Origin of the sequence: Streptomyces sp. NPDC050263 (genome assembly GCF_040655955.1) — a bacterium.
Lineage (GTDB): Bacteria > Actinomycetota > Actinomycetes > Streptomycetales > Streptomycetaceae > Streptomyces.
In genome coordinates this window covers 1-1750 of record NZ_JBFAKW010000288.1, presented here as the reverse complement: position 1 = coordinate 1750, position 1750 = coordinate 1, and the positions used below count along the sequence as shown (strand labels likewise).

Genomic DNA, 1750 nt, shown 5'->3' with positions numbered 1-1750 from the left:
CTCCCGCCCCTCCCGCGCGCCCCACGGCGGCAGCACCGACCGCGTGGAAACGTCCCAGCCGGAACAGACGCCGTCCAGCACCGAGCGGGCCGCTTGACCGCTCCTCCTTCCTTCGGCCGGACCGACGGGTCCGGCCGAAGGAAGGAGGAGCCGCAGTGACAAGCAGACAACGCCTCGCATGCCGTGCCGGGATCCGGGGCGTAACTTCCGCCAGCTCGCCCCACCCGACCTGACCGGTGGCGAGGCCGCCAACGACCCGGTCGTCAGACCGGGTTCATGTTCAACGGCCTGTTACTGGCGCATGGGGCCGACCGCGAGAAAGGGAAACACACGACATGAACGACCACGTCTCCGCCCCCGCGACCTACGCCGGCACCTGGCTGCCCGATTCCCTGCTCACCCTGCCAGAAGTGGCCGACGACGTCGAACGGTTCGAGAACCTCTCACGGGCACGGAATGCGTTCCAGTCCGCCCTCGAGACCCAAAACCTGCAGGGGCTGCTCCACATACTCGCCCCGGACGTCGTTTTCGTCAGCGACGGCGGCGGTCTCCAGCAGACGGCCCTGCGGCCCGTCGTCGGTGCCGACAAGGTGCTCCGCTACCTGGCCGGCCGGGCCGACGGCGCCTTCACCGGTGAGCCCACGACGATCAACGGCAACCCGGGACTCATCCTACTTGTGGACGGTGTGATCGACGGTGTACTGGCCTTCCGCGCGGACAACGCCCGTGTCACCGGCCTCTACTACGTCCGCAATCCCGAAAGGCTCACCCGCGGCCGAGTCCGAAACCCCGTCACCTCCCGCTGACCGTCCCACCGTGACACGGCCGACCATTTCCGAGAGGGCGTTCAGACAGTTGTATTCCGGAAGGAGAATTTCATCCCTTCCTGGACTTGCCTTGTTCAACAGGTAAGTGACTCTCGCCGTCTCCTGCCGGTCGGGGCCCGTCGCCCGTCGGGCCTGGAGCGAGCCGACGTCGACGGCCTGGCGAAAAGCCCGGCTCGACCGCGGCCCCACCGGCCAGCCGGCAAGATTTCGAACCGCACGGGAATTCCCTGGAGATGCCTCCTGCGTGACTTTCCCAGTCATGGCACAGTCTATCAAAGCCGTAGTCAAGGAATTGCGGAGATGAGGCAGTTCGAGCGGTTGCTGGACGAACCTCGCCATGCGGCAGCTCGCGCCGTTGTTCGGGGTCTCGCCGGCCACGGTGTGCGGGGTTGTCCAGCGGCTCGGGCCCCTTCTCGCGCCGGAGCAGGCGTCACGTCCCGTTGACACCGAGGACCGGCTGTGGATAAGGGACGGCGCGCTCGTCCCGGTCCGCGACCGCACAGTCGGCGTCTTCGGCCGCAACTACCGGTTCTCCTTGAACGTGCAGGTCGTCATCGACGCCGGCGCCCGCCTGGTCGTGGCCACCGCCCGCCGGCCCCGGCAACAGGGCCGACGCGCACGTGTGGCTCGACTCCGGCCTGCCGCGGCAGCGCCAGGGCGTCACGATGCTCGGCGACGGCCTCCACATCAAGACCGGCCTGGTCGTCCCGCACCGCGAGCGACCCGGCCGGCCAGGAAGCCGACAACGCGCAACATCGCCGCAGCCGCGTGATCAGCGCAGCCGTGGTCGGGCTTTGACGTGCAGATCAAGGCCGTAGGCAACATGCTTCAGCTAGTGCCGCGGCAGGCAACGTTCGCCCCGTCGCGACGCCCGGCACGCACTCTCGCCGCACCGGCCGAAAGCCCAAGTACGTCCAGTACGA

The 1750-nt window shown here is 68.3% G+C and carries 1 protein-coding gene and 2 pseudogenes; all 3 read left to right on the top strand.

The features are described from left to right. Nucleotides 1–335 precede the first annotated feature (335 nt). Nucleotides 336–806: a hypothetical protein gene (locus tag AB0J04_RS46040; protein ID WP_363174716.1), complete on the top strand. Its 471-nt coding sequence runs from the start codon at nt 336–338 to the stop codon at nt 804–806. A 106-nt stretch (nt 807–912) separates the two neighbouring features. Then, nucleotides 913–1100, top strand: a pseudogene (locus AB0J04_RS46035) (hypothetical protein); the annotation flags it as partial. 52 nt (nt 1101–1152) lie between these two features. Continuing rightward, nucleotides 1153–1595: pseudogene (locus AB0J04_RS46030) on the top strand (IS5/IS1182 family transposase); the annotation flags it as partial. Nucleotides 1596–1750: the final 155 nt, after the last annotated feature.

Coding starts and splice junctions, on each gene's coding strand:
- AB0J04_RS46040 (WP_363174716.1), top strand. CDS start 336: ATGAACGACCACGTCTCCGCCCCCGCGACCTACGCCGGCACCTGGCTG.